We start from the raw sequence: 20,470 nt of genomic DNA, 5'->3' as shown, positions 1-20,470 counted from the left end.
GCCATCGGAGCCTCCTGCATGACCGCCGTAGCAAAGCCCCTCGCCGCCGAGGCCGAAAGCCCCGCGGCCCGACTCGCGTCCGTCCTGCCGGCGCTCGACACGCTGCTTTCGGAAGCGACTCAGGCGGTCCGGGCGAAGGTTCTGAAGGGCGATCGGCTCGACGCGGGGCTGCTCGAGCGCGAGCAGCGGGCGACCCACGGCCTCGCCTGGCTCGCGACCTACCGCATGGCGCTGCGCGAGCTGCACCACTGGAGCGAGCGTCTCGCCCAGGAGGGCCGCTACGGCGCGATCGAGGAGGCGATCCTGCGGATCGGCGCGGCGGAGTACGTCGCGCAGCTCATCGGCGGCATCCCGATGAACCAGGGCGAGATCCTGCGCGCGACCGATCTCGGCCTCGACGCCGGCCGCCCGGCCGAGCTGCTGGGCGACGCCGGGCGCGAGCTGATCGCCGACGGCGGGACCGCGGAAGCGCGCGCCGTGCTGATCGACCTGATGCGCGAGGCCGACGGCCGCGCCGGCTTCGGCGACTCCGGCCTCGACGAGACCCACGGCCAGTTCCGCGACGAGATGCGCCGCTTCGCCGAGGCCGAAGTCGCCCCTTACGCCCACGCCTGGCACCTCGCCAACGCCTACATCCCGCTCGAGACCATCTCCAAGCTGTCCGAACTCGGGGTGTTCGGCCTGACGATCCCCGAGGAGTACGGCGGGCTCGGTCTCGGTAAGGAGGCCATGTGCGTGGTCTCCGAAGAGCTCAGCCGCGCCTACATCGGCGTCGGCTCGCTCGGCACCCGCTCCGAGATCGCGGCCGAGCTGATCATGGGCGGCGGCACCGAGGAGCAGAAGGCGCACTTCCTGCCGAAGCTCGCCGACGGCTCGATACTGCCGACCGCAGTGTTCACCGAGCCCAACACCGGCTCGGACCTCGCGAGCCTCAAGACCCGCGCCACCCGGGACGGCGAGGTCTACAAGGTCAACGGCGCCAAGACCTGGATCACCCATCCCGTCCGCGCCGACCTGATGACGCTGCTGGTGCGCACGGACCCGAACGAGCGCGGCCATCGCGGCCTCTCCATGCTGCTGGCCGAAAAGCCGCGCGGCACCGACGGCGACCCGTTCCCGGCGCCCGGCATGTCCGGCGGCGAGATCGAGGTGCTGGGCTATCGCGGCATGAAGGAGTTCGAGATCGGCTTCGACGGTTTTGAAGTCCCGGTCGCGAACCTGCTCGGCGGCGTCGAGGGCGAGGGCTTCAAGCAGCTCATGAAGACCTTCGAGAGCGCCCGTATCCAGACCGCGGCGCGCGCCGTGGGCGTGGCGCAGTCGGCGCTCGACATCGGCCTGCGCTACGCCGAGGAGCGCGCGCAGTTCGGCAAGGCGATCGTCGCCTTCCCGCGGGTCGCCGACAAGCTCGCGATGATGGCGGTCGAAGTCCAGATCGCGCGCCAGATCACCTATTTCGCGGCGCGCGAGAAGGACAAGGACCACCGCTGCGACCTCGAGGCCGGCATGGCGAAGCTGCTCGCCGCCCGCATCGCCTGGGCCGCCGCCGACAACGCCCTGCAGATCCACGGGGGCAACGGCTTCGCGCTCGAGTACCAGATCTCCCGCGTGCTCTGCGACGCCCGCATCCTCAACATCTTCGAGGGCGCGGCCGAGATCCAGGCCCAGGTCATCGCCCGCCGCCTGCTGGAGCAGGGGGCCTGAGGGCTCGAACCTGTGAGCCTGTCGGGTGAGTCCTAGAGCCTGATCCGCCCACGCCTTTGCGCGCGCCTTACGCGGAGCGCGTCGCTGGCGATCGCGCCGCAGGCATGGGAGGGTGGCCCTTCGCGACAAGCGAAGGGTCGGGTGGGGTCTCGGGCGTTGGATGCGCCCGCTGCCGCGACCCACCCCACCCGGCCGGGCTTCGCCCGTCCACCCTCCCCTGTCCCAGGGGAGGATCGCCCGCGTCTCGATTTCCAGCCGTGAGAAGCGGCGCGCGGGGATCCCTCCTCGCGCCGGAGGCGTGGGGAGGGTGGCCCCGGCGCAGCCGGGGTCGGGTGGGGCCTTGGGAACGCTTCGCCGGCGGTCCATCTGCTTCGGTCCCGGCGGCGGTGCGACCTTGCTGGAAAGCGTAGATGGCGGGCTTCTGGTCTACAAGATAAATCTGTGGATTAGGACAGGACTGCATCCCTGACTGGCGGACGCCATGCCGATCGCCGTTCGACTTGCCCTCGAGATCGAGACGAGAATTCTTTCCTATAAACAACAATAACCTAGACGCGCTTCACCCCACGCTTGAGATGGCGCATCTTGATCCCGAAGATTGCATTCGTGTGTCTAAATCGCGCAAAAATTGTCTAGGCGACTCCCTATCTCAGCGATTGACGCGGCTTAATTTTGGCATCATTCTGGTCATAAGCAGGCGATGATATGTCGAAGGCAAGCCCTTTGACGCAACAATTGGTCGCCTAAGGAGGTCCCGTCAGGGACGTGTCGGCGGAACGCGACGGCCAATCGGGGGATAGCCGTTGTGTTCCGCCACACATCGTTTCGCGCGTCGTCGACCCGCTCTTTCCGATCTGCAGATCCTATTTCGTGCCGTAGAGCCGATCGCCGGCGTCGCCAAGGCCCGGGACAATGTAGCCGAGCTCGTTCAGCCGCTCGTCGATCGCGGCGGTGAACAGCGGCACCCCCGGGCAGGCCTCGACGAACCGTTTCACGCCCTCGGGCGCGGCCAGCAGGCATAGCGCCCGGATGTCGCGCGCGCCCTTGCGGCGCATCAGCTCCACCGCCTCGACCATGGAGTTGCCGGTCGCGAGCATGGGGTCGACCACGATCACGAGCCGGTCCTGGAGGCCGGCGGGCGCCTTGAAGAAGTACTGGACAGGCTCGAGCGTGTCGTGGTCGCGGTAGAGGCCGACATGGGCGACGCGGGCCGCCGGCACGAGGTCGAGCATGCCGTCCACCAGCCCGTTGCCCGCGCGCAGCACCGAGGCGAACACCAGCTTCTTGCCGGAGATCTTCGGCGCGCGCATCGGCGCGACCGGCGTCTCGATGTCGACCAGCTCAATCGGCAGGTCGCGGGTCACCTCATAGGCGAGCAGCAGCGAGATCTCCCGCAGCAGCATGCGGAAGTCCGCGGTCGAGCGCTCCCTGTCCCGCATCAGGGTCAGCTTGTGCTGCACCAGCGGATGGTCGATCACCGTCACCTGCGCCATCGTCGCCCCCAAGCTCCCCGCATCTGGACTGTTCACGCGATCCGCTCCTGGATCAGCGGCCGTTCCGCGACCGCGCCGGCGCCGATCTCGTAGGCGCGCCGAACGGCGGCGGCGGCGCGGTCGGCCGCAGCCTCGTCACGCGCATGAACCCGCGCGAGCGGCCGCCCGGGCCCCACCTCGGCGCCCAGGGGCGCAAGCTGGTCGAGCCCGACCGCGGGATCGATCGTCTGGTCCGGCCGGGTGCGGCCGCCGCCGAGACCCACGACCGCGAGGCCGAGCGCCCGGACCTCGATCCGCACGACCCGCCCCGGGGTCTCCGGCGCGACCTCGACCACCACAGGGGCGGCCGCGAGATGCGCGTCCGGGCGCTCCATCAGGTCGGCCGGTCCGCCGAGCGCCGCGACCATCCGGGCGAAGCGTTCGGCCGCCGCGCCCGAGGCGAAGGCGCGCTCCAGCGTCGCGCGGCCGGCCTCGGCGTCGTCGGTCAGGCCCGCGAGCAGCAGCGCCTCGGCGCCGAGCGCCAAGGTCACCTCCATCAGCCGCGCGTCGCTGCGGCGGCCGGCGAGGATCGCGACGGCGTGCGCGGCCTCCAGCGCGTTGCCGGCGACGTGCGCCAGCGGCTGGTCCATGTCGGTGAGCAGCGCGACCGTGGGCAACCCCGCGCCCCGCGCCACCTCGACGAGGCTGACCGCCAGCCGCCGGGCGTCGTCGTGGTCCGGCAGGAAGGCGCCCGAGCCGGTCTTCACGTCCATGGCGAGGCCGCCGAGGCCCGCCGCGAGCTTCTTCGACAGGATCGACGAGGTCAGCAGCGGGATCGCCTCGACCGTGCCGGTCACGTCGCGGACGGCGTAAAGCCGGCCGTCGGCGGGCGCGAGGTCCGGGGTCTGGCCGACGATGGCGCAGCCGACGTCGCGCACCGTCGCGCAGAGGGCGTCGAGGCCGGGCCGCACGGCGTAGCCCGGGATGGCCTCCAGCTTGTCGACGGTGCCGCCGGTGTGGCCGAGGCCGCGGCCGGCGATCATCGGCACATAGGCGCCGCAGGCCGCGAGCGCCGGCGCCAGCAGCAGGCTCACCGTGTCGCCCACGCCGCCGGTCGAATGCTTGTCGACCACGGGGCCCGGCAGGTCGTCCCAGGTCAGGGTCCGGCCCGAGGCGGTCATGGCGCGCGTCAGCGCCACGGTCTCGTCGCGGTCGAGCCCGCGGAGAAAGGCCGCCATCGCGAAGGCGCCGACCTGCGCGTCGCTCAAGTCGCCCGAGGCGACGCCGGCGACCAGCGCGCCGATCTCCCCGGCCGAGAGCCGCGCGCCGTCGCGCTTGCGGCGCAGGATCTCCTGCGGCGGAAGGTCAGAGGCCATCCAGCCCCTCCACGAACCGCGTCAGCACGCGCGTCAGCGCCTCCGCGCCGCCGGCGGCCGCCGTCTTGGTCTCGGCGTGGCTCAGCCCCTGCGCGCCGAGCCCGGCCGCGAGGTTGGTGACGACCGAGATCGCGGCGAGCTCGAAGCCGAACCAGCGCGCCAGCACCGCCTCGGGCGCGAGCGACATCCCGACGAGGTCGGCGCCCAGCACCCGCGCCGCGCGGATCTCCGCCGGCGTTTCGAAGCTCGGGCCGGGGAAGAACATGTAGACCCCCTCCCCGAGCGGAACGCCCTCCGTGGCGGCGGCCGCCGCCAGCGCGCTGCGGAGCGGCGGCGAATAGGCGTCGACCATGTCGACGAAGCGCTCGTCGCCGGCCAGGCCGACCAGAGGGTTGAGGCCCGTCAGGTTGATGTGGTCGGAGATCGCGACCAGCGCGCCCGCTGGCGTCGCGGGGTCCAGCGAGCCGGCGGCGTTGGTCAGCACGATCCGGCGGACCCCAAGCGCTTTCAGAGTGGCGAAGGCCGGCCGCATCGCGGCGGCGTCGCCGGTCTCGTAGGGGTGCGCGCGACCCTCCAGCGCGACGACCCTTCTGCCAGCGAACGTCCCGATGACGACGCGCTTGGCGTGGCCGGAGACGGCGGTCGCGGGAAAGCCCTCAAGGTCGGCGAAGGCGATGCGGTGGGCGTCCTCGAACCGCTCGGTCACGACGCCGAGGCCCGTGCCGAGCACCAGCGCGGTCTCGACGGCGGCGTCGCCGATGAGCCCGCGGATCCGGTCGGCGGCGGAGGTCATGGCTGCGTCCCGAGGTTCGCGGGGCCGAAGGAGGCCGGCAGCAGCTCGCCCAAGGTGAAGCGGGCGCGCACGCCCTCGGGGCCCGCGACCAGCACGTACGTCTCGTCGGCCGCGAACTCGCGGAGGCGCTGGCGGCAGGCGCCGCAGGGCGCGCAGAGCGCGGGGCCGTCGCCGAGCACCAGGATCGCCGCGATCCGCCGGCCGCCGGCCGCGACCATCGCCGCGATCGCGCCGGCTTCGGCGCAGGTCCCCACGGGATAGGCGGCGTTCTCGACATTGCAGCCGGCGTGGATCGCGCCCTCGGGCGTCGCGAGCGCCGCGCCCACGCGGAACCGCGAGTAGGGCGCATAGGCCGCGGCCCGGGCCGCGACCGCGGCGTCGAACAGGGCGGCCACGGGCGGCGCGTCGGTCATGCGGTCGTTCGGTCCTGCGGCGGGGCGGGCAGCATAGACCGCCCCCGCGCGCCGGGGCCAGCCGGCCGCGCCGCTTATCCGCTGGCGCTGCTCGGACAGCGGTGGCACCTTGGTAGGTATCCGCCATGACGGGCTTCAGGGAGGCTTGGCTGCATGGGTGCGATCGCGGCGCATGCGCTCCGGGCGTCGATCCGGATAGTCCTTCCGCTTGCGGCGCTCGCGGGCTCCGCCGCGTTCGCCGCGCAGCCCGCGGAGACCGACGTCGACCTTGAGCTGGTGCTCGCCGTCGACATCTCCTACTCGATGGACACCGAAGAGCAGCAGGTGCAGCGCGAGGGCTACGGCGCGGCCATCGTGTCGAAGCCGGTGCTGGACGCCATCCGGGACGGCATGCTCGGCCGCATCGCGGTCACCTACGTCGAATGGGCCGGCTCCGAGGAGCAGGCGACGATCGTTCCCTGGCGCATCATCGACGGCCCCGAAAGCGCGCAGGCCTTCGCCGCGGCGCTCGCGGCGCAGCCGCTGCGGCGGGCCTACCGCACCTCGATCTCGGGCGCCCTCGCCTACGCCGCCCGCGCCTTCGAGGCGAGCGGCGCACGCGGCCTGCGCAAGGTGATCGACGTCTCCGGCGACGGGCCGAACAACCAGGGCGAGATGGTCGAGCGCGTGCGCGACGAGGTGCTGGAGCGCGGGGTGGTCATCAACGGCCTGCCGCTGATGCTCAAGCGGCCGAGCGCCGCCATGATGGATCTCGGCGACCTCGACGCCTACTACCGCGACTGCGTCATTGGCGGCCCCGGCGCCTTCGTGCTGCCGGTGCGCTCGGTCGACCAGTTTCCGGACGCGGTGCGCACGAAGCTGGTGATGGAGATCGCGGGGCTCCCGCCCGCGACGCCCGAACTCCCCGCGGAGCCGCGGCCGACGCCCGCCGCGGGGCTCGCCGGCCCGTCGTCCTGCACCGTCGGCGAGCAGCTCTGGCGCGACCGCTTCGGGAACTGAGGCGCGCGTCTTGACCTCCGGTTCACCATCCCGCGAGAGGACGCGCGCCGCTTAACCCCGCCCTCATCCCGGCGCCGGAGGCTCGATCGAGAGCCGCCGGTCCGGGAGAGGTTGCGCGTGATAAAGATGCTGGTCGTGACCGCCGGTCTGGTGGCCGGCGCCGCGTTCGTCGCGCCGCAGCTGCTGGAGCGCGCCCAGACGACGCCAACGGCGGCTTCCGCGCGCCCGGCGACGGCCAAGGCGCCCGACGTGGCGGACGGCGGCGTCCTCACGCTGCGCGCCGGCCCCGACGGGCACTACCGCACGGAGGCGCTGATCTCCGGCCGTCGCGTGCCCGTGCTGGTCGACACCGGGGCCAGCGTCGTCGCGCTGTCCTACGAGCAGGGCCAGGCGCTCGGGCTGGTGGCCGGCGGCGACCGGTTCGACGTGACCGCCTCGACCGCCAACGGCCAGGTCGGCGCCAAGCGCGTGGTGCTGCGCGACGTCCGGCTGGGGTCGATCATCGTGCGCGACGTGGCCGCGCTGGTGCTGACCCGCGGCGCCATGGACGGCGCCCTGCTGGGCATGAGCTTCCTCAGTCGCCTCCGCCGCATGGAGGCCAACGCCGGACGCCTGACGCTGGAGCGGTAGTCCGCGCGCGCCGGGAGCCGGCTGCGAGCAGCCTCGCCTCATCCCGCCCCGCCGGACTTTTTTCGCCGCCGCCGCGCCCGCGGCCCATTCGGTCCTATAACTCCCGCGCAACGAGAGCCCCGAACGACGCGGAGACGACGATGGCCGAGATCAGCGAACGCGCAGGCAAGCCGGCGGAGCCGTCCTGGCTGGTGAACGTCCCCAAGCTGATGACGGACTACTTCACCGGCGAACCGGACCTCGCCGTTCCGGCGCAGCGCATCGCCTTCGGCACCTCCGGCCACCGCGGCTCCTCGCTCGACGCGATCTTCACCGAGACCCACCTGCTGGCCGTCGCCCAGGCCATCTGCCTGTGGCGCGCCAAGGCCGGGATCGACGGCCCGCTCTACGTCGGCAAGGACACCCACGCGCTGTCCGAGGCGGCCTTCGCAAGCGCGGTCGAGGTTTTCGCCGCGAACGGCGTCGAGACCGTGGTGGACGAGGCGCTCGGCTACACCCCGACGCCCGTCGTGAGCCACGCCATCCTCGCCTACAACCGCGGGCGGACGGGAGGGCTCGCCGACGGCGTGGTGATCACGCCCTCGCACAATCCGCCGGAGGACGGCGGCTTCAAGTACAATCCGCCGAACGGGGGGCCGGCCGGCGGCGAGATCACCGGTTGGATCGAAAAGACCGCGAACGAGTTGATCGCCGGCGGCCTCAGGGACGTGAAGCGCATTCCGCTGCAGCGCGCGCTGCGCCTGCCGAACGTCTCCCGCCACGACTTCATCAGCCCTTACGTCGCCGACCTCCCGAACGTGGTCGACCTCGACGCCATCCGGGCGGCGGGCGTACGCATCGGCGTCGATCCGCTCGGCGGCGCGGGGCTGCCCTACTGGGCGCCGATCGCCGAGCGCCACCGGCTCGACCTCACCGTGGTCAACGACCGCGTCGACCCGACCTTCGGCTTCATGACGGCGGACTGGGACGGCAAGATCCGCATGGACTGCTCCAGCCCCTACGCCATGGCGTCGCTGATCGCGCTGAAGGACCGGTTCGACGTCGCCTTCGCCAACGACCCCGACGCCGACCGGCATGGGATCGTGACGCCCTCCGCCGGGCTGATGAACCCGAACCACTATCTCGCGACCTCGATCGCCTACCTCTACCGCCACCGGCCGGACTGGAAGGGCTCGCCCGCCATCGGCAAGACCCTGGTGTCGAGCTCGATCATCGACCGGGTCGCCGCCTCGCTCGGCCTGAAGCTCGTGGAGGTGCCGGTCGGCTTCAAATGGTTCGTGGACGGCCTGACCGACGGCTCGCTCGGCTTCGTCGGCGAGGAGAGCGCGGGCGGCACCTTCCTGAAGCGCGACGGCTCGGTCTGGACCACGGACAAGGACGGGCTGATCCTCGGCCTGCTCGCCGCCGAGATGACCGCGGTGACGGGCAAGGACCCCGGCGCGCTCTACGAGGACCTGACGCGCGAACTCGGCGCGCCGGTCTACGCCCGCGTCGACGCCGCCGCGACGCCCGAGCAGAAGGCGGTGCTGAAGAAGCTCTCGCCCGAGCAGATTCCGGGCGAAGAGCTCGCCGGCGAGCCGATCCTCGCCCGGCTGACGAACGCCCCCGGCAACGGCGAGGCTTTTGGGGGCGTGAAGGTGACGACCGAGAACGGCTGGTTCGCCGCGCGGCCTTCGGGCACGGAGAACGTCTACAAGATCTATGCGGAAAGCTTCATCGGCCCGGAGCATCTCGCCCGCATCCAGACCGAGGCGCGCGAGATCGTGACCAAGGTGCTGGGGGGCTGAGGGCGCGCGACTCGAACTCGCGCCCTGCGGCCGAGGCCACCCTCCCCACGCCTGCGGCGCGAGGAGGGATTCCCGCGCCGCGCTCCCCGCCGCTGGAAATCGAAACGCGGGCGGTCCCTCCCCTGGGACAGGGGAGGGTGGACGGGCGAAGCCCGGCCGGGTGGGGTGCGCTTCCGCAAAAGCCAATTCGTTCCGATGCGCCTGACGACCAAAGGGCCCCACCCGACCCCGGCCTGCGGCCGGGGCCACCCTCCCCACGCCTGCGGCGCGAGGAGGGATCCCCGCGTCCCATCGACAGGCCTTGCAGACCTTCGAGCTTCCTCAGGCGTCTGGGCGTTTCGCCCTCACCCCGCTCCGCTCGCGCGCACCAGGACCTTGCCCTTGGCCTCGCGGCGGGCGATGCGGCCGATGGCCTCGATCGTCTGGTCCAGCGGCAGGACGGCGTCCACCGGAGCCGAGATCTCGCCGTCGGCCGCCCACGCGAACAGGCGGGCGAGCTCCGCCCGGTGCGCCTCGGGCTCGCGCTCGACATGCGCGCCCCAGAACACGCCGCGGACGTCCGCGCCCTTCAGCATCGGCAGGTTGAGCGGCAGCTTGGGGATTTCGCCCGCCGCGAAGCCAATGACGAGCAGTCGCCCCCGCCAGGCGAGCGCCCGGACGGCGGCCTCGGTCGAGGCGCCGCCGACCGGATCGTAGACGACGTCGACGCCCTTGCCCCCGGTCAGCTCCTTCAGCCGCGTCTTCAGGTCCTCCGCCGCGTAGTCCAGCGTCTCGTCCGCGCCCCTCTCCCGCGCGAAGGCGAGCTTGTCGGCCGAGGAGGCGCAGGCGATCACCCGCGCGCCAAGCAGCTTGCCAATCTCGACCGCCGCGATCCCGACGCCGCCGCTCGCGCCCAGGACCGCGAGCGTCTCGCCGCGGCGGAGCTGCCCGCGGTCGGCCAGCGCGTGCAGCGTGGTGCCGTAGGTGATGATGAGACCGGCGGCCTTGGCGAGGTCGAGCTCGTCCGGGACCAGCGTCAGCGCGTCGGCTTGGACCGCGACCTGCTCCCGGCAGGCGCCGTAGCCAAGGTAGCCCGCGACCCGGTCGCCGACCGCAAGACCCTCCACCCGGTCGCCCACCGCCGCCACGACGCCCGCCATCTCGCCGCCGGGCGAGAACGGCAGAGCCGGCTTGGTCTGGTAGGCGCCCTTGGTGATGAGCGTGTCGAAGAAGTTGAGCGCGGCGTAGGCGACGTCGACCACGACCTCCTCGGGGCCGGGCGCGGGCGCGGGCAGGTCGACGAGGCTCAGGGCCTCATAGCCGGCGAGCTCGGTGCAGAGCACGGCCTTCATGCGGTTGGCTCCGTTCTGGGATGAGAAATCGGGATGAGGCGCGCGCTACTTGGCGTCGACGAGGCCGTCGCCTTCGAGGCGGCGGCGCAGGCGGCTGAACGCGAGCCGGATGCGCGACTTGACGGTGCCGAGCGGCAGACCTTCGGATTCGGCGATCTCGCTGTGGGAGCGGCCTTCGAAGAAGGCCAGGCGCACCAGCGTCAGCTGCTCCGGCGGCAAGGTCTCCATCGCCCGGCGCACGATGCCGTCGCGCTCGTTCGCCGCCATCGCAACGTCGGCCTGAGGCGCGTCGTCGATCGGGACGATCGCATCGTCAAGCTCGACTGTCGCGCCATGCGCCCGGCGCAGCAGGTCGATCCGCCGGTTGCGGGCGATTCGGTAGACCCAGGTCCCGACGGAGGATTTCGCGGGGTCGAACAGCGCGGCCTTGCGCCACAACGCCACCATCGCGTCCTGCGCGACCTCCTCGGCCAGCGCCGGGTCCGCGCCGAGACGTTGCAGGTAGGCGGCCAGGCGCGGCGCGTAATGGTCATAGAGCGCCGCGAAGGCCTCGCGGTCGCGGTCCTGCGCGACGCGAGCGACAAGATTCGCCATCGCCGTTGAGAGGTCGCCCGCCGAAGTCACCCGTCCGTCCGCCCGCTTCCTCGCCGCCGCATGGCGGCGCGCGCCGCCGAAACCGACGTCAACTCACTAAAGCATGACTTCTCGTAACCGGATAAGCGGCGGGGTTGGTCAAATTTTCTAAACTTTTGACGTAGCTTCATGGCAGTCACCACGAGCCGACGGCCGTGGGCGCGCGTTCGCGCGCTCCGCCGCCCTCTCCCGGGCCGCCCCGCAGCGCATCTTCCCCAGCGCCGCGGACCAGACTGAAAGACACGCCTATGCCTGTTCGCACCCGCCTCTCCCTCGCTTTTGCTCTCGGCGCCGCCGCGCTCGCGCCGGCCGCCCCGGCCTCAGCGCAGGGCGCGCCGGGCGCGCAGCCGATCGAACTCGGGAAGTACAACGCCTGGGGAGCCTATTCGGCCGCCGTGAAGGCGGGGAAAGTCTGCTACGCGTTGGCGCAGCCCGGCTCCCGCAAGCCGGGCGGGCTGACGCGCGACCCCGCCTACTTCTTCATCTCGAACCGGCCGAAGGACAGCGTGAGGAACGAGGTCAGCATCGTGGTCGGGTTCTCCACCAAGCCCGAGAGCGCGGTGCAGCTCGGCGTCGGCGGCCAGAACTTCTCGCTCTACACCCGCGCGGACGGCGCCTTCATGCAGTCGGCCGAGGAGGAGGCGAAGCTCATCCAGGCGATGAAGGGCGGCTCCGACATGACGGTGAAGGCGACCTCGCTCCGCGGCAACGTGACCACCGACACGTATTCGCTCGCCGGCATCTCCGCCGCGCTCGACCGCATCGACAAGGAATGCCGCTGAGCGTCTGAGCGGAGCCCTTGCCACGCGCCGGGCAGTGATGCTTCCTCCGCGGCCATGGCTGACCTTGCCCCGCTCCCGATCGACGAGGCGCTGCCGCGCCTGACGGCGGCGCTGGCCGAGCGGTCGTCGGCCGTGCTCGTGGCGCCGCCCGGCGCCGGCAAGACCACCCGCGTGCCGCTCGCCCTGCTCGCCGCCCCCTGGCGCGGCGACGGCAAGATCATCGTGCTGGAGCCCCGCCGCCTCGCCGCCCGCGCCGCCGCGGACCGCATGGCCTCGACGCTCGGCGAGCGCGTCGGCGAGACGGTCGGCCTGCGCGTCCGGCTCGGCTCCAAGATCGGGCCCCGCACCCGGATCGAGGTGGTGACCGAGGGGGTGTTCGCGCGGATGATCGTCGACGACCCGGAGCTGAAAGGCGTCGCCGCGGTCCTGTTCGACGAGTTCCACGAACGCTCGCTCGACGCCGACCTCGGCCTCGCCCTCGCGCTCGACGCCCAGTCCGGGCTGCGGGAGGACCTGCGGCTCGTGGTGATGTCGGCGACGCTCGACGGCGCGCGCGTCGCGGCGCTGATGGGTCGACCCGAGATCATCGAAAGCGCGGGCCGGGTTCACCCCGTGTTAACCCGCTATTCACCTCGCGACGCCCGGACGCGCGTCGAAGACGCCGCAGCCTCCGCCATCCGGCGCGCGCTCGCCGAAGAGCGCGGCGGCGCGCTGGTGTTCCTCCCCGGCCGCGCCGAGATCCGCCGCGTCGCCGAGCGCCTGGCCCAGGCGGACCTTGGGCCCGACGTCGACGTGGTCGAACTCCACGGCGGCCTCGACCCGCGGGAGCAGGACCGGGCGGTCGCGCCCGCCCCGCCCGGTCGCCGCAAGGTCGTGCTCGCGACCTCGATCGCCGAGACCTCCCTCACCCTGGAAGGCGTGCGGATCGTGATCGACAGCGGCCTCGCCCGCGTGCCCCGGCACGAAGCGGTTCTTGGGATCACGCGGCTCGAGACCACCCGCGTCTCGCGCGCCGCCGCCGACCAGCGCCGCGGCCGCGCCGGGCGCACCGAGCCCGGAGTCTGCTACCGGCTGTGGGAGGAGGCTGCGACCCAGAGCCTGCCCGCCTTCGCCGAGCCTGAGATATTGGCGAGCGATCTCACCGGCTTGATGCTGGACCTCGCAGCCTGGGGCGTGAGCGACCCGGCCGCGCTCGCCTTCCTCGACCCGCCGCCGAAGGCCGCCGTCGCCGAAGCGCGGGCGCTGCTCGCGGGCCTCGGCGCGCTCGACGCCGATGGCCGGCTGACCGCGCGCGGCCGAAGGCTCCGCGACATCCCGCTGCCGCCCCGGCTCGCGGCGCTGGTGGTGGACGCGGTCGCGGCCGGCGACGGGCCGACCGGCGCCGGCGTGGCCTTGCTTGCGGTCGAGCGCGGCCTCGCCGGCGACGGCGTCGACCTCGGCCGGCGGCTGGAGCGGCTGCCCCGCGAGCGCGGACCGCGGGCGGAGGGCGCGCGGCGCCTCGCCGACGGCTGGCTGAGGGCCGCCGGCGGCAAGCCGGGCGTCATCGACCCGGCGCGCGCCGGCCTTGTCGTCGCCCGCGCCTTCCCCGACCGCATCGCCAAGGCGCGCGGCGGCGGAAAGCCGGGCGCCTTCCTGCTGGCGAACGGCCGCGGCGCGGCGCTCGATCCGGCGGATTCGCTGTCGCGGGAAGGGTTTATCGCGGTCGTCGACCTCACCGGCCTGGCGCAGGAAGGCCGTATCCTGCTCGCAGCCAGCCTGAGCGAGGCCGAGGTGATCGAGGCCGCGGGCGGACGGATCGAGGAGCGCGTCGAAGTCGCCTTCGACGCCGAGGCCATGGCGGTGCGCGGCCGCGTCCGCCGCAAGCTCGGCGCTTTGACCCTCACCGAGCGCCCGACCTCGGTGCGTCCCGGACCCGCTACGGCGCAGGCGCTGGCGCAGGGGATCGCCGCGGCCGGCATCGACCGGCTGCCGTTGAGTCGAGGTCAGGCCGCTCTGCTGGAGCGCGTGCGCTTCGTCCGCCGGGCCGAGCCGGACGGCGACTGGCCGGATCTTTCGGACGAGATGCTGGCGGCGACCGCGGTCGATTGGCTCGCGCCCTTCCTCGGCCACGCCACCGCGCTGCGCGACATCCGCGACGACGATCTCGCCGCAGCGTTGGACGCCCTGCTGCCCTACGCGCTGCGCCGCCGGCTCGACGCCGAGGCGCCCACCCATTTCGACGCGCCGTCCGGCTCGCGCCTGCCGATCGACTACGCGGCGGAGGAGGGGCCTGCGCTCGACGTGCGCGTCCAGGAGCTGTTCGGGCTGACGCGCCATCCGGCGATCGCGGGCGGCCGCACGCCGTTGCTGCTTCGCCTGCTGTCGCCGGCGCACCGGCCGATCCAGGTGACGCGCGACCTTCCGGGCTTCTGGGCCGGCTCCTGGCGGGACGTCCGGATCGAGATGCGCGGCCGCTACCCGCGCCATGTCTGGCCGGAAGATCCGGCGAGCGCGGCGGCGACAAGCCGCGCGAAGCCGCGGGGAACGTGAGACACCTCAACGCAGCGGGCTCGGCGCGGGGATCCCTCCTCTAGCGAAGCTTGGGGAGGGTGGCCTCGGCGAAGCCGAGGTCGGGTGGGGTCTTGGGCGTAGGGCGTAGGGCGTTGCGGTCGCGTTGAACCTTATCCGGCGGCCACCCCACCCGGCCGGGCTTCGCCCGTCCACCCTCCCCTTCCGGGGGAGGGATATCGCGCGCTTGGCCGCCCTCAGGCCAGCTCGCTCTCGAGGAAGGCCAGCACCTTCTCGGGGTCGACGTCGCGCGCGACAAAGCTTTTGCCGACGCCGCGGGCGAGAATGAAAGTGAGCTTCCCACCCTCGACCTTCTTGTCCTGCCGCATGTGGCCGAGCAGCGTCGCGGCGTCGCTCACGCCGCCCGGGATGGCCTTCGGGCTGGTGGGCAGGCCCACCGTCGCGAGATGCGCGCCGACCCGCGCGGCGTCCTCCTGAGGCGCAAGCCCGAGCGCGGCGGAGAACCGGAAGGCCATCGCCATGCCGATCGCGACGCCCTCGCCATGCACCAGCCGCGCGCCGTCGTAGGCGACGTCCGCCTCGAGCGCGTGGCCGAAGGTGTGGCCGAGGTTGAGCAGCGCGCGGTCGCCGTGCTCGTGCTCGTCGCGCGCCACAACCGCGGCCTTGGCGCGACAGCTGGTGGCGATCGCGTGGGTGCGCTCGGGCCCCCCGGCGAACACCTGGCGCCAGCTTCGCTCCAGCCGGGCGAAGAACGCCGGGTCGTCGATCAGGCCGTACTTCGCGACCTCGGCGTAGCCGGCGCGGAACTCGCGTTCCGGCAGCGTGTCGAGCGCGTCGGCGTCGGCCAGCACCAGGCTCGGCTGGTGGAAGGCCCCGATCAGGTTCTTGCCGTGGCGCGAGTTCACGCCGGTCTTGCCGCCGACGGAGCTGTCGACCTGCGCCAGCAGGCTGGTCGGCGCCTGCAGGCAGCGCACGCCGCGGCGGAGCACGGCGGCGGCGAACCCGGCGAGATCGCCGACCACGCCGCCGCCGAGCGCCAGCACCAGATCCTTGCGCTCGATCCGAGCGGCCAGCAGCCCGTCGACCACGGTCGCCAGCCTGTCGAGGCTCTTGGAGCCTTCGCCCGCCGGCACGATGACGGAGGAGGCGTCGAGGCCTGCGGCTTCAAGCGACTTCAACACGCGCGGGAGATGGGCGACGGCGACGTTCTCGTCCGTCACCACGCCGACCTTGCGGGCGCCGAGCGCCTTGGCGCGGACGCCCGACTGCTCCAGCAGGCCGCGGCCGATCAGGATCTCGTAGGACCGGTCGCCGAGCGACACCGGGACCACTTCGGCCTCGTCGGCCAGGGCGCGGGCGGCGTCGGCCATCACATCTGCTCCTCGTTCGGGCGCGCGAGGTCCAGACGCCCGGACAGCGCCTGCACCACGTCCGCGATCACATGCTCATGCGGCGCGTCGCGCGAAATCACCGTGAGGTCGGCGGAGGCGTAGACGGGGTAGCGCGCCTCGACCAGCGCGCGAAGCGTCCCCTCAGGATCGGCGGAGGCGAGCAGCGGCCGATTCGAGCGCTTGCGCACCCGCTTCATCAGCACGTCGACCTCGGCCTTGAGCCAGATCGAGACGCCGGCCTCGCCGATGCGGGCCCGGGTCTCGGGGTTCAGCCAGGCGCCGCCGCCCGTGGCGATGACCTTCGGCCCCTCCTCCAGCAGACGCGCGACCACCCGCGCCTCACCGGCGCGGAAGTACGGCTCGCCGTGGGCGGCGAAGATCTCGGGAATGGTCATGCCCGCCGCCGCCTCGATCTCCGTGTCGGCGTCCACGAACGGCAGCTCCAGCGCCTGAGCCAGCCGGCGGCCGACGGAGGATTTGCCCGCGCCCATCATCCCGACAAGCACGATCGAACGGCGGCCGAGAGCGGAGCGGAGAGCGGCCGCATCCGTGGAGGCGCGCGGGCGCGCGCCACATCCCGATGCCGTCTCTTCCGCCGCGGTGGGCATGCTCACGTCGTCGTTTCCCTGCCGGCGGCCGAAGGCCGAAACGATCGCAACCTATTCCTAAAGGTCGCGCGCGCACAACTGAGGCTGTTGCGGTCGCCGAGGCCGCGTGCGACCGTTCCGCAGAGGGGCGTCGACGTCTGTGACCGGACGAGGCGGACAGTCATGCCAAGCTTGATGCGCTTTCTGACCGTGATCGCCGCGATGGCGGCGTTGGGTTTCGGCGCGGTCTTTGCGCTCGCGACGTTCGTCACGCCTCGCACCCGGGAAATCGTCGTCAACATCCCGACGACCAAGCTTCGTCCGCCCGCCGTCGCGCAGGACGGCGCCGATCGCTCCGCCGGCGCCCGCGCCGCCGCGACCGACGCCGTCGAGACGCGATGACCGCCCGGGACCGCCGCCACGTCGAGGCGTTCCTGGAAATGGCGAGCGCCGAGCGCGGCGCGGCGAAGAACACGCTCGAGGCCTATCGCCGCGATCTCGACGATTACAGCGAATTCCTCGGCGCCCGGGGCCGGGCCGTGACGACCGCGACCGCCGACGACGTCCGCGCCTATCTCGCCGATCTCTCGGATCGCGGCTTCAAGGCCTCGTCCGCCGCGCGCCGGCTCTCGGCGGTGCGCCAGCTGCACAAGTTTCTCTATGGCGACGCCCTCCGTGGCGACGACCCGACAGCGGCGCTCGAAGGCCCGCGGCGCGGCCGGCCGCTGCCCAAGATCCTCTCGGTCGACGAGATGGAGCGTCTGATCGTCGCCGCGGGCGACGCCGGCCCCGAGCCGACGCCGCGCGCGCGACTGGCCGCCGCCCGACTCGCCTGCCTGCTCGAGCTCGCCTACGCCACCGGCCTTCGCGTCTCGGAACTGGTCGGCCTGCCGCGCTCCGCCGCGCGTCCGGCGGCGCAGGCGATCGCGGTCAAGGGCAAGGGCGGCCGCGAGCGCCTCGTGCCGCTGACGCCGCTCGCGAAGGAGGCGATGACGTCCTATCTCGCCGCGCTTGGGGACATGGGCCGCGACGCCGGCGGTCCCTGGCTCTTCCCAGCGCCCGGCGAAAGCGGCCACCTCACCCGCCAGGTCTTCGCGCGCGAGCTCAAGGCCGCCGCCGCCAAGGCGGGGCTGTCCCCCGCCAAGGTCAGCCCGCACGTGCTGCGGCACGCCTTCGCGAGCCATCTCGTGCAGAACGGCGCGGATCTGCGCGCCGTGCAGCAGATGCTCGGCCACGCCGACATCGCGACGACCCAAATCTACACGCACGTTCTCGACGAACGCGCCCGCGCCATGGTGCGCGACCTGCACCCGCTGGGAGACGCCGAGGCCGTTTGACCGCCACGCCTTGACTTTCGTAGGCCTCGCAAACCAAGTTGCGCCCGCTCCGCAAGGACCAGCGCCCCCTTTGCCCCGGCGCCTGCGGCGCGGAGCGGAGCCTATGAAAAGCTATCTCGATTTCGAAAAGCCGGTCGCCGAGCTGCAGGCCAAGATCGCTGAACTCCGAACCCTCGGCGAGGGCGGCGACGCAGTCGCGATCGACGAGGAGATTTCCCGCCTCGAGGCCAAGTCGGTCGCGGCGCTGAAGGAGCTCTACGCGAACCTGACGCCATGGCAGAAGACCTTGGTGGCCCGGCATCCGAACCGGCCGCACTTCGTCGACTTCGTCCAGGGCCTCGTCGAGGACTTCACCCCGCTCGCGGGCGACCGGAAGTTCTCCGAGGACGAGGCGATCGTCGGCGGCGTCGGACGCTTCCGCGGCGAGGCCGTCATGGTCATCGGCCAGGAGAAGGGCGCGGACACGACCTCCCGCCTCAAGCACAACTTCGGCATGGCGAAGCCCGAAGGCTACCGCAAGGCTGTGCGTCTGATGGAGACGGCGGATCGCTTCGGCCTGCCCGTCATTGCCCTTGTGGACACCGCAGGGGCCTTCCCCGGCATCGAGGCGGAGGAGCGCGGCCAGGCCGAGGCGATTGCCCGCTCGACGGAGGCCTGCCTCAACCTGACCGTCCCGAACGTCGCGGTCGTCATCGGCGAAGGCGGCTCCGGCGGCGCGATCGCGATCGCCACCGCCAACGCCGTGCTGATGCTGGAGCATTCGATCTACAGCGTGATCTCGCCCGAGGGCGCGGCCTCGATCCTGTGGCGCGACGCGGCGAAGGCGCAGGACGCCGCGACCAACATGAAGATCACCTCGGCGGACCTGCTCCGGCTGGGCGTGATCGACGGCGTGGTGGCCGAGCCGCTCGGCGGCGCGCATCGGGCGCCGGACGTGGTGATCAAGGCCGCCGGCGACGCCATCGCCGACGCGCTGGCGCGCTTCTCCAACATGGCGCCCGAGCAGATCCGGAACGAGCGACGCCGGAAGTTCCTGGCGATCGGCCGCTCCCTCTGAGCGTCATTCGGGCGCCGTCAACGATTCGGTAAGCTTGCGGTAACCAGCGGGTAAGGGTATCGATCGTTAAGTTCGGGAACGCGTAAGCCGTCGTCCGCCGTCCTCGGGGCCCTCTCAATGTCCGTCGTTCGCTCAGCGTTCGCCGCCGTCGCAGCACTCGCCGCGTTCATCGTGGCGGGCTGCAAGGACGAGCAGGCGACCACCGCCCGCAGCATCCAATCCATCCCCGCGGCGACCGTGGCGTTGATGTCCGAAAAGGGCATGAAGCGCACGGACCCGATGCTCCTCCGCATCTACAAGGAGGAGTCGAAGGCCGAGGTCTGGAAGAAGCGCAGCGACGGCCGTTACGCGCTGTTGAAGAGCTACGACATCTGCCGCTGGTCGGGGACGCTTGGGCCCAAGATCAAGGAAGGCGACAAGCAGGCGCCCGAGGGCTTCTACTCCGTCAGCCCGGCGCAGATGAACCCGCGCTCGAACTACTATCTCTCGTTCAACATCGGCTTTCCCAACAAGTACGATCAGGCGCTGGGCCGCTCCGGCCGCCATCTGATGGTGCACGGCGACTGCCTCTCGGCGGGCTGCTACGCCATGACCGACGCCCAGATCGCCGAGATCTACGCCCTCGCCCGCGAGTCCTTCGCCGGCGGGCAGAAGGCGTTCCAGGTGCAGGCGCTGCCGTTCCGCATGACGGCCGAGAACATGGCGCGCCGCCGCAACAACCCGAACATCGCGTTCTGGCGGAACCTGAAGGAAGGCTCGGACAACTTCGAGGTGACGAAGCTCGAGCCGAAGGTGGACGCCTGCGGCAAGAAGTACGTCTTCAACGCCTCGGCGGGTCCGCTCTCGAGCTTCGAGCCGACCGCGGCCTGCCCGACCTACACGGTGCAGCCGGAGATCGCGAAGGCGGTCGCCGCCAAGAAGCGCGCCGACGACGCCGTGATCGCCGCCTTGACCAAGTCGATGGAGCCCGCGCCGGAGTATGTGGCGCAGAACGGCCGCATGCGCCGCTCGCTCGACCAGCCCATCATCCAAATCGCCGCCGTGACGCCGTCGGCCACGACCCCCGCCTCGTCGGCGCAGGCCTTCGGGCCCGACGCCGGGACGGCCCGCGCCCTCGGAACGCCGCTCGGCGCCACGGGCCCCGCCACGCAGCAGATCGCGACCGTCGCGCTCCACACGCCCGTGCCGCCGGCGAATCCTGACCGTGCGCCGGCGCCGCAGGCTGTCGCCGCGGCCGAGAAGCCCGGGCTCTTCACCCGTATGTTCCGCGGCGACGAACCCGCGACGACGGCGACCGTCGAGCCGGCCGCTGTTGCGCAGCCCCTGCCCGGCGCGGCGCCGGCCGCCGTCGCCCGGAAGCCTGCGCCGGGCCGCCGTGAGATCGCCGTCGAGCCCCCGGTGATGGCCTCGGCCGTGTCCCCGGCTCCCGCGCCCCGCGCCGAAGAGCCGCGCGGGTCCGGCATCGGCGGATGGGTGCGCAGCGTCGGCGGCCTGTTCGGCCGCGCCGAGGAGCCCGCGCCGCAGCCGGCTCAGGTCGTTCCGACCTCCGCGCCCGAGGCCGCGCCGAAGCCGCGCGAGCGTTCGGCCCGCGCCACGGACGCGTTCCAGCCGGCGTCGAAGCCCGACCCGCGGGTCACCCCGGCCTTCGCCGCCTTCCAGTAAGCCCAGCCGCG

General features: G+C 72.4%; 18 protein-coding genes. 10 read left to right on the top strand and 8 right to left on the bottom strand.

Translation table 11 applies throughout. From position 1 onward, the window contains the following. The first annotated feature begins 18 nt into the window (after positions 1-18). Positions 19-1,701, top strand: coding sequence for an acyl-CoA dehydrogenase family protein (locus K244_RS0116725; RefSeq protein ID WP_020187436.1), 1,683 nt, complete (start codon positions 19-21; stop codon positions 1,699-1,701). An 863-nt stretch (positions 1,702-2,564) separates the two neighbouring features. Here K244_RS0116725 and upp read toward each other — a convergent pair. The 4 genes from upp to K244_RS0116705 are packed head-to-tail and all read right to left on the bottom strand — an operon-like array spanning position 2,565 to position 5,755. Continuing rightward, positions 2,565-3,194: a uracil phosphoribosyltransferase gene (gene upp / locus K244_RS0116720; RefSeq protein ID WP_020187435.1), complete on the bottom strand. Its 630-nt coding sequence runs from the start codon at positions 3,192-3,194 to the stop codon at positions 2,565-2,567. Between the two features lie 32 nt (positions 3,195-3,226). Next, entirely contained in the window at positions 3,227-4,549 is a 1,323-nt protein-coding gene (gene deoA, locus K244_RS0116715) for a thymidine phosphorylase (protein ID WP_020187434.1), read from the bottom strand. Beyond that, positions 4,539-5,342, bottom strand: coding sequence for a purine-nucleoside phosphorylase (locus tag K244_RS0116710; RefSeq protein WP_020187433.1), 804 nt, complete (start codon positions 5,340-5,342; stop codon positions 4,539-4,541). Before K244_RS0116710 ends, deoA begins: the two co-directional genes overlap by 11 nt. Continuing rightward, the gene (locus K244_RS0116705) at positions 5,339-5,755 is read right to left on the bottom strand and encodes a cytidine deaminase (protein ID WP_020187432.1); all 417 of its coding nucleotides are present in this window, start codon (positions 5,753-5,755) and stop codon (positions 5,339-5,341) included. The genes K244_RS0116710 and K244_RS0116705 overlap by 4 nt, the downstream gene beginning before the upstream one ends. A 153-nt stretch (positions 5,756-5,908) precedes the next feature. On the opposite strand from K244_RS0116705, the gene K244_RS0116700 reads away from it, so the two are divergent. From K244_RS0116700 to pgm, 3 genes are all read left to right on the top strand, one after another. Then, positions 5,909-6,754 (top strand): DUF1194 domain-containing protein, encoded by an 846-nt coding sequence (locus K244_RS0116700; RefSeq protein ID WP_020187431.1) that lies wholly within the window; start codon positions 5,909-5,911, stop codon positions 6,752-6,754. A gap of 126 nt (positions 6,755-6,880) precedes the next feature. Then, entirely contained in the window at positions 6,881-7,384 is a 504-nt protein-coding gene (locus K244_RS0116695) for a TIGR02281 family clan AA aspartic protease (protein WP_020187430.1), read from the top strand. Between the two features lie 140 nt (positions 7,385-7,524). Beyond that, on the top strand, positions 7,525-9,171 hold the full coding sequence (gene pgm, locus K244_RS0116690) for a phosphoglucomutase (alpha-D-glucose-1,6-bisphosphate-dependent) (RefSeq protein WP_020187429.1): 1,647 nt from the start codon (positions 7,525-7,527) through the stop codon (positions 9,169-9,171). A gap of 344 nt (positions 9,172-9,515) precedes the next feature. Here pgm and K244_RS0116685 read toward each other — a convergent pair whose 3' ends face one another. Both K244_RS0116685 and K244_RS0116680 read right to left on the bottom strand, forming a co-directional pair. Next, positions 9,516-10,502, bottom strand: a complete 987-nt coding sequence (locus K244_RS0116685) for an NADPH:quinone oxidoreductase family protein (RefSeq protein WP_020187428.1) — start codon at positions 10,500-10,502, stop codon at positions 9,516-9,518. A gap of 45 nt (positions 10,503-10,547) precedes the next feature. Further along, entirely contained in the window at positions 10,548-11,096 is a 549-nt protein-coding gene (locus tag K244_RS0116680) for a sigma-70 family RNA polymerase sigma factor (RefSeq protein ID WP_020187427.1), read from the bottom strand. A gap of 287 nt (positions 11,097-11,383) precedes the next feature. On the opposite strand from K244_RS0116680, the gene K244_RS0116675 reads away from it, so the two are divergent. Then, positions 11,384-11,917, top strand: a complete 534-nt coding sequence (locus tag K244_RS0116675; RefSeq protein ID WP_020187426.1) for an invasion associated locus B family protein — start codon at positions 11,384-11,386, stop codon at positions 11,915-11,917. A 54-nt stretch (positions 11,918-11,971) separates the two neighbouring features. Beyond that, complete coding sequence (gene hrpB / locus K244_RS0116670) at positions 11,972-14,446, top strand: ATP-dependent helicase HrpB (protein ID WP_020187425.1); 2,475 nt, start codon at positions 11,972-11,974, stop codon at positions 14,444-14,446. A 215-nt stretch (positions 14,447-14,661) separates the two neighbouring features. Here hrpB and aroB read toward each other — a convergent pair whose 3' ends face one another. Both aroB and K244_RS0116660 read right to left on the bottom strand, forming a co-directional pair. Beyond that, complete coding sequence (gene aroB / locus K244_RS0116665) at positions 14,662-15,795, bottom strand: 3-dehydroquinate synthase (RefSeq protein ID WP_020187424.1); 1,134 nt, start codon at positions 15,793-15,795, stop codon at positions 14,662-14,664. Then, positions 15,795-16,430 carry a shikimate kinase gene (locus K244_RS0116660; protein WP_245259785.1) on the bottom strand — a complete coding sequence of 212 codons (636 nt, stop codon included), beginning with the start codon at positions 16,428-16,430 and terminating at the stop codon, positions 15,795-15,797. The genes aroB and K244_RS0116660 overlap by 1 nt, the downstream gene beginning before the upstream one ends. 156 nt (positions 16,431-16,586) lie before the next feature. On the opposite strand from K244_RS0116660, the gene K244_RS0116655 reads away from it, so the two are divergent. The 4 genes from K244_RS0116655 (at position 16,587) to K244_RS0116640 (ending at position 20,459) form a co-directional block, all read left to right on the top strand. Further along, positions 16,587-16,805: a hypothetical protein gene (locus K244_RS0116655; RefSeq protein WP_024816563.1), complete on the top strand. Its 219-nt coding sequence runs from the start codon at positions 16,587-16,589 to the stop codon at positions 16,803-16,805. Then, entirely contained in the window at positions 16,802-17,740 is a 939-nt protein-coding gene (locus tag K244_RS0116650) for a site-specific tyrosine recombinase XerD (RefSeq protein ID WP_020187421.1), read from the top strand. Before K244_RS0116655 ends, K244_RS0116650 begins: the two co-directional genes overlap by 4 nt. A 103-nt stretch (positions 17,741-17,843) precedes the next feature. Beyond that, complete coding sequence (locus tag K244_RS0116645) at positions 17,844-18,797, top strand: acetyl-CoA carboxylase carboxyltransferase subunit alpha (protein WP_020187420.1); 954 nt, start codon at positions 17,844-17,846, stop codon at positions 18,795-18,797. Between the two features lie 117 nt (positions 18,798-18,914). After that, entirely contained in the window at positions 18,915-20,459 is a 1,545-nt protein-coding gene (locus tag K244_RS0116640) for a hypothetical protein (protein ID WP_024816562.1), read from the top strand. Positions 20,460-20,470: the final 11 nt, after the last annotated feature.

Source organism: Methylopila sp. 73B, from assembly GCF_000526315.1.
Lineage (GTDB): Bacteria > Pseudomonadota > Alphaproteobacteria > Rhizobiales > Methylopilaceae > Methylopila.
The sequence above is the reverse complement of the archived record's forward strand: the minus strand, read 5'-3'. Positions and strand labels throughout refer to the sequence as shown.

What these genes read in the sequence shown, in the direction of transcription:
- K244_RS0116675 (WP_020187426.1), top strand. Translation starts at nt 11,384, where the DNA reads ATGCCTGTTCGCACCCGCCTCTCCCTCGCTTTTGCTCTCGGCGCCGCC.
- K244_RS0116640 (WP_024816562.1), top strand. Translation starts at nt 18,915, where the DNA reads ATGTCCGTCGTTCGCTCAGCGTTCGCCGCCGTCGCAGCACTCGCCGCG.
- K244_RS0116650 (WP_020187421.1), top strand. Translation starts at nt 16,802, where the DNA reads ATGACCGCCCGGGACCGCCGCCACGTCGAGGCGTTCCTGGAAATGGCG.
- K244_RS0116645 (WP_020187420.1), top strand. Translation starts at nt 17,844, where the DNA reads ATGAAAAGCTATCTCGATTTCGAAAAGCCGGTCGCCGAGCTGCAGGCC.
- K244_RS0116695 (WP_020187430.1), top strand. Translation starts at nt 6,881, where the DNA reads ATGCTGGTCGTGACCGCCGGTCTGGTGGCCGGCGCCGCGTTCGTCGCG.
- K244_RS0116680 (WP_020187427.1), bottom strand. Translation starts at nt 11,096, where the DNA reads ATGGCGAATCTTGTCGCTCGCGTCGCGCAGGACCGCGACCGCGAGGCC.
- K244_RS0116685 (WP_020187428.1), bottom strand. Translation starts at nt 10,502, where the DNA reads ATGAAGGCCGTGCTCTGCACCGAGCTCGCCGGCTATGAGGCCCTGAGC.
- hrpB (WP_020187425.1), top strand. Translation starts at nt 11,972, where the DNA reads ATGGCTGACCTTGCCCCGCTCCCGATCGACGAGGCGCTGCCGCGCCTG.
- deoA (WP_020187434.1), bottom strand. Translation starts at nt 4,549, where the DNA reads ATGGCCTCTGACCTTCCGCCGCAGGAGATCCTGCGCCGCAAGCGCGAC.
- K244_RS0116700 (WP_020187431.1), top strand. Translation starts at nt 5,909, where the DNA reads ATGGGTGCGATCGCGGCGCATGCGCTCCGGGCGTCGATCCGGATAGTC.
- K244_RS0116710 (WP_020187433.1), bottom strand. Translation starts at nt 5,342, where the DNA reads ATGACCTCCGCCGCCGACCGGATCCGCGGGCTCATCGGCGACGCCGCC.
- upp (WP_020187435.1), bottom strand. Translation starts at nt 3,194, where the DNA reads ATGGCGCAGGTGACGGTGATCGACCATCCGCTGGTGCAGCACAAGCTG.
- pgm (WP_020187429.1), top strand. Translation starts at nt 7,525, where the DNA reads ATGGCCGAGATCAGCGAACGCGCAGGCAAGCCGGCGGAGCCGTCCTGG.
- K244_RS0116725 (WP_020187436.1), top strand. Translation starts at nt 19, where the DNA reads ATGACCGCCGTAGCAAAGCCCCTCGCCGCCGAGGCCGAAAGCCCCGCG.
- aroB (WP_020187424.1), bottom strand. Translation starts at nt 15,795, where the DNA reads ATGGCCGACGCCGCCCGCGCCCTGGCCGACGAGGCCGAAGTGGTCCCG.
- K244_RS0116705 (WP_020187432.1), bottom strand. Translation starts at nt 5,755, where the DNA reads ATGACCGACGCGCCGCCCGTGGCCGCCCTGTTCGACGCCGCGGTCGCG.
- K244_RS0116655 (WP_024816563.1), top strand. Translation starts at nt 16,587, where the DNA reads ATGCCAAGCTTGATGCGCTTTCTGACCGTGATCGCCGCGATGGCGGCG.